At 71.5% G+C, this 4,982-nt stretch carries 6 protein-coding genes and 1 pseudogene; 1 reads left to right on the top strand and 6 read right to left on the bottom strand.

The window, feature by feature from the left end; genetic code table 11:
- Positions 1 to 403, top strand: a pseudogene (locus EIO58_RS12400) (hypothetical protein); the annotation flags it as partial.
- Here the strand turns inward: EIO58_RS12400 and EIO58_RS12395 are convergent.
- The 6 genes from EIO58_RS12395 to EIO58_RS12370 form a co-directional block, all read right to left on the bottom strand.
- Positions 400 to 999: a TetR/AcrR family transcriptional regulator gene (locus tag EIO58_RS12395; protein ID WP_127819800.1), complete on the bottom strand. Its 600-nt coding sequence runs from the start codon at positions 997 to 999 to the stop codon at positions 400 to 402. The pseudogene EIO58_RS12400 and the gene EIO58_RS12395 overlap by 4 nt on opposite strands.
- Positions 996 to 1,757: a tyrosine-protein phosphatase gene (locus tag EIO58_RS12390; RefSeq protein ID WP_127819799.1), complete on the bottom strand. Its 762-nt coding sequence runs from the start codon at positions 1,755 to 1,757 to the stop codon at positions 996 to 998. Before EIO58_RS12390 ends, EIO58_RS12395 begins: the two co-directional genes overlap by 4 nt.
- The gene (gene phnE / locus EIO58_RS12385; RefSeq protein WP_127819798.1) at positions 1,754 to 2,617 is read right to left on the bottom strand and encodes a phosphonate ABC transporter, permease protein PhnE; all 864 of its coding nucleotides are present in this window, start codon (positions 2,615 to 2,617) and stop codon (positions 1,754 to 1,756) included. The genes EIO58_RS12390 and phnE overlap by 4 nt, the downstream gene beginning before the upstream one ends.
- Positions 2,598 to 3,416, bottom strand: a complete 819-nt coding sequence (locus EIO58_RS12380) for a phosphonate ABC transporter ATP-binding protein (RefSeq protein ID WP_127819797.1) — start codon at positions 3,414 to 3,416, stop codon at positions 2,598 to 2,600. The genes phnE and EIO58_RS12380 overlap by 20 nt, the downstream gene beginning before the upstream one ends.
- Positions 3,416 to 4,327, bottom strand: coding sequence for a phosphate/phosphite/phosphonate ABC transporter substrate-binding protein (gene phnD, locus EIO58_RS12375; RefSeq protein ID WP_127819796.1), 912 nt, complete (start codon positions 4,325 to 4,327; stop codon positions 3,416 to 3,418). The genes EIO58_RS12380 and phnD overlap by 1 nt, the downstream gene beginning before the upstream one ends.
- 131 nt (positions 4,328 to 4,458) lie before the next feature.
- A partial coding sequence (locus EIO58_RS12370) for a substrate-binding domain-containing protein (protein ID WP_164861673.1) occupies positions 4,459 to 4,982 on the bottom strand: 524 nt, incomplete at its 5' end.

The following is a 4,982-nucleotide window of genomic DNA, read 5'->3' as shown; positions in this document are numbered from 1 at the left end:
CGCGGCCGTCGCCCTGGTGGCCGCCGCGGCCGTCGGCATCCCGCGCATCGTCATCGCGGCGAGCGCGCCGGACGCCGATCTCGCGTGCGTCGTGGACTGGATCGACGACGCGGGCCGCGCCGGCGGCGGGCAGTTCTGGACCGTCCGCCTGCCGAAGACCCATGTCGCCGACCCCGCCGCGCTCGTGCAGGTCGACCACCAGCTGCGGGGCTATGCGTGGCTGGCCAATCGCGCCGACTTCGAGGTCGGCGAGGTCTCGTTCCTCGTGATCGACGCGCAATCGCCTGCGTTCGACCTCCCCGGCGATGCCGAGACGGAGGATGCCGAGACCATCGCCTGCGGCCGCTACACGATCCACGACTTCGGCGAGGCCGTGCTGCCGCTCGGTCCGCAGCGCTCCTAGCCCTCCGCGACCATTCCGCGCCACGCGATCTCGAGCGCGGAGCGCACGCGCGCCAGCACGGCGGGGTCGTCGATGCTGTCGCCGCGAACCACGAGCTGGTAGTACACGACGCCGGCGAGCAGGTCGAAGCACGCGGTCGGGTCGAGATCGGTACGGAGGATGCCGCGCGCGATGCCGCGGCGCAGCGCGTCCTCGAGGCTCACGCGCCGACGCGCGACATGCGACTGCCAGTACGCGCGCTGCAGCTCGCGGTCGGCCATCGCGAGGCCGACCCGCTGCCGGAAGCGCGCCTCGGAGTAGCCGGACGCCGACACGCTGTTCCCGGCGGCGAAGGCGCCCAGCACCGCCTCGCGGAGGTCGCCGTCGTCGGGAATGGCCGGGGGCACCTCGCGCCCGACGTCGAGGGCTGCTGCGACGAGCGCCGTGAGCGACGGCCAGCGCCGGTACAGCGCCGCACGACTCACCCCGCTGCGGGCGACGATCCGGCCCACCGTAACCGGCTCGTCGGCATCGATCAGCCCGAGGGTCGCCTCGAGGATCTGCGCATCCAGGTCCTCGTCGCGCGGACGGCCAGGACCGCGGCGCATCGCGCTCATGCCGCGAGCGCCCGTGCCCGGAGGCGGGCGATGAGGTCGTCGCCGAGACCCACTGCGTGCAACGGAGCGAGGGCGTCGCCGTGGCGCTCGCGGAGCCGCGCGAGCATCGTTCGCATCGAGACGTCCATCGGCTCTTCCGACAGGGTCATGCTCGACATCTCGTCGAGGTCGAATCCGAGCCGTGCCATGAGCACGCCCACCACCGGCTTCAGGCGTGCGTGGATGGCCGCCATGTTGGAGTCGGTCCGTGCGTAGTCGGCGACGATGTCGTCGTCGTCGGCGCCCAGCGCGAGCAGCAGCACGGCGGCGAGCACGCCGGTCCGGTCGCGGCCCGCCGCGCAGTGGAAGGCCGTCGTGCCCGGTTCCACTGCGATGATCGACAGCGCGCTCACGAGCTGTGGCGCGGCGCCCTCGACCATGCGCGCGTACATCTCGCCCATCCGCACATGGTCGAACGCGAACGGCCCGTCCTGCGGCATCCCCTGCCCGATGCTCGCCATCAGCGGGAGGTGATGGTAGGCCACCGGACGCCGCGCGAGCGGACCGCGGCCCGTGAGCGCGACCTCATCGGCGGTGCGCAGATCGATCACGGCGGTGAGCCCGCCCTGGACGAGGTCGTCGGCGTCGGCCTCGGTGACGACGGAGAGGTCGTCGGCCCGCACGGCGAGCCCGTCCCGCAGGACGCCGCCCGCGATCGGGATGCCGCCGAGATCGCGCAGGTTGACCGGGGCGCTCAGCTCGATGTCGATGGTGGTCATGTGATTCTCCTTCTGATGAATGCGCTGCCCTGGTCGATCGCCGTGACGAGCACGATGATGCAGATGACGATGGCGCTGAGGTGGCCGTAGTCGTACATGCGCATCGCAGTGGTGAGCTCGAGGCCGATCCCGCCCGCGCCCACGAGGCCGAGGATGGTGGCGCCGCGGACGTTCCCCTCGAACAGCAGCAGCGTGTACGACACCAGAAGCGGCGCCGCCTGCGGCAGCACGCCGTACTGGATGACCTGGCGCTTCGAGGCGCCGACGGCCTCCATCGCGACCATGGGTCCGCGATCGACCGACTCCATCGCCTCGGCGTAGACCTTGCCGATCGACCCGATCGAGCCGAGGGTCATCGCCAGGATGCCGGCGAAGGGCCCGAGCCCGACGGCCGAGACGAACATCAGCGCGAACACCAGATCGGGCACCGAGCGGATGATGTTCATCAGCCACCGCGACGAGTAGTAGAGCCACTTCGGCGCGAGGTTCGACGCCGCGCCGAACGCCACGATGAGCGACAGCGCCGCGCCCAGCACCGTGCCGACGATCGCCATCTGCAGTGTCTCGATCAGCAGCACGACGATCGTGCCGAAGTCCGAGAAGTCCGGCGGGAACAGCCGCCCGACAAACTCCGTCATGTTGACGGCACCCTCGGCGAGCTTCGCGAAGTTGAACTCCGCGCCCTGGAACGACCACAGCAGGACCACGATCGCGACCGGGATGCCGAGCAGGAACCGTGCGCGCGGCATCCGGATCGCCTGCTCGAGCCGCGCCCGCTCGCGCGGGTCGAGGGCGGGCGCGCTCTTGTCGGGTCGCGCCCCCGACGTGTCGCGCGTGCGGTCAGTCGATGTCGTGCTCATCGCCGTCGCCCCCGTCGTCGTAGACCTCGGCGAGCGCGGCCGCATCGAGGTGGGCCGTCGGGGCCGAGACGACCACCTCGCCGTGCCGGAGCCCGACGATGCGGTCGCTGTGCGCGAGCGCGAGGGGCAGCACGTGCAGGCTCACGAGCACCGGGATGCCGTCCTGCAGAGCGATGTCGCGCAGCAGGGTCAGGACCGAGTCGGCCAGACGTGGGTCGAGCGAGGCCACCGGCTCGTCGGCGAGGATGAGCCGCGGCCGCTGCATCAGGGCTCGCGCGATCGCGACGCGCTGCTGCTGTCCGCCGCTCAGCGAGCGCGCGGGTTCGGAGGCCTTGTGCGCGATGCCGACACGGTCGAGCAGTTCGAGCGCCCGCGTGCGCTGCTCGCGCGTGAACCCGCCGACGAGGTTGAACGGGCCGGCGTCGTGCAGGCCGCCGGCCAGCACGTTCGTCAGCACGCTGAGCCGCGGGATCAAGTTGAACTGCTGGAACACCTGACCCACCTGCGCGCGCAGCGCGCGGCGGTCGCGGCGGTGGAGGCGGGCCACATCGTGCCCCACGACCTCCACGCGCCCCGCGGTGATCGGTGCGAAGCCGGTGAGGCTCCGCATGAGGGTCGACTTGCCCGAACCCGACGCCCCCAGGAGGGCGACCGTCTCGCCGCGGAAAAGGTCGAGGTCGACGCCGCGGAGCACCGGCGCGCCCTTGTCGTAGGCGACTTCGAGCCGGCGCACCGCCACCACCGGCTCGGGCGGCTTCACGGTGGGGCGAGGCATCGCCGTGGCGGCAAGGGTCGTCATCAGCGCAGGTCCTCGAGCTCGACGCCGGCGACCGCGGCGATGTCGACGAAGCCCTCGAAGAGCGCGGGGTCTGGCGCGATGATCGTTTCCTGCCCGATGAAGCTTTCGCCCAGCGCACCGAGCGCCTCGGCGTTCTCCTCGGAGAAGACCGCCGGCAGGGCCTCTTCGAGGAGCGCGCGGGTCTCGTCATCCAGCGACTGACGTGCCAGCACACTGCCCGCGACGGGCATCGACGGGCTCTCGCCGACGCCGCGCCACTCGCCCTCGGCGAACGGGAAGTAGGGCTCACCCAGCTGCGTCAGCATGATGGCCGTGCACGCGGCATCCACCTGTCCCTGTTCGAGCGCGACGAAGCTGCCCTCGTGGCCGCCCGCGAAGATCGCCTCGTAGTCCACGCCCTGCTCGAGGCCCGCCTCGTGCAGCATGTACACCGGCATGAAGTAGCCCGAGCTCGACGCCTGGTCGGCGAACGCCACAGTCGCACCAGCCAGATCCTCGACCTCCTGGATCGGCGAGTCCGCGAGCACGACGCACGTCGACACGGGCGAGTCGTCGCCGGCCCAGGCCAGCAGTGCGTCGACCTCGCCGGTGCTGACGGCGAGCGCCGACGGGAAGCCGCTCATGATGCCGATGTCGACGTGGTCGGCGCGGATCGCCTCGACCACGCTGAGGTAGTCGGGCACGTCCGTGACCTCGACCGTGCGACCGGTCTGCTCCTCGAGGAGCGCAGCGAACGCTTCGATCGGGTTCTCAGCGGACGGGTCGTCGCCGAGCGGGATCGTGGCGATCGCGATGGGGGCGGCTTCGGCATCCGCGCCGGCGTCAGCGGATGACGCGGATGCCGCGCAGCCGGTCAGAACGAGCGCGGACAGGCCGACGAGGCCGAGGGCAGACAGGGTTGCGCGACGCATGGGGGTTCCTTCCAAGGGGATTTCAAGAACACCGGTATGCAAACGCGCGGAGGTGACGCCGAATTACGAGACCCTCGGACCTGTAATGGAACGCAAGGTGAACAATCCGCGCGGGCGAGTGCGAGTGGGGCCTACTCCGGTCGCTCGGGTACGGCAGCCGTCGTATTGCCCTCGCGGAAGACGCAGGTGAAGTGGATGGTCGCGGCGGGACGGCCCTCGAGCATCGCGGCGACCGCGGCTCCGGCAGCACGGCCCTTGTCGGTCGCCGGCTGCACGAGGGTCGTGAGGTCGTAGGGCGCGAGCCCGTCGACGACGATGCCGTCGAATCCGGTGACGCTGACGTCCTCGGGCACTCGCAGCCCTGCCTCTTCGGCCGCGCGGATCACTCCGGCCGCGAGCAGATCGCTCTGCGCGATGACCGCGGTCGGGCGGCGCGCCGGATCCGAGAAGACGACCCGGCCGGCGGCGAGTCCCTCGTCGATGAAGCTCCCGGCCGCGGCGTACGCTCGGGCATCCGGGAACACGTCCATGGCTCCCGCGAGGCGCTCGCGGGTGACGTCGACCGCGATGGCGGTGTCGTCGCTCAGCCAGCCGCGCTGCCACCCGGCGCGCGCGGGGAGCCCCACGACTGCGACGTCGCGATGGCCGAGCGCCC

It is taken from the genome of Microbacterium sp. CPCC 204701 (genome assembly GCF_004010105.1).
Taxonomy (GTDB): domain Bacteria; phylum Actinomycetota; class Actinomycetes; order Actinomycetales; family Microbacteriaceae; genus Microbacterium.
The sequence above is the reverse complement of the archived record's forward strand: the minus strand, read 5'-3'. Positions and strand labels throughout refer to the sequence as shown.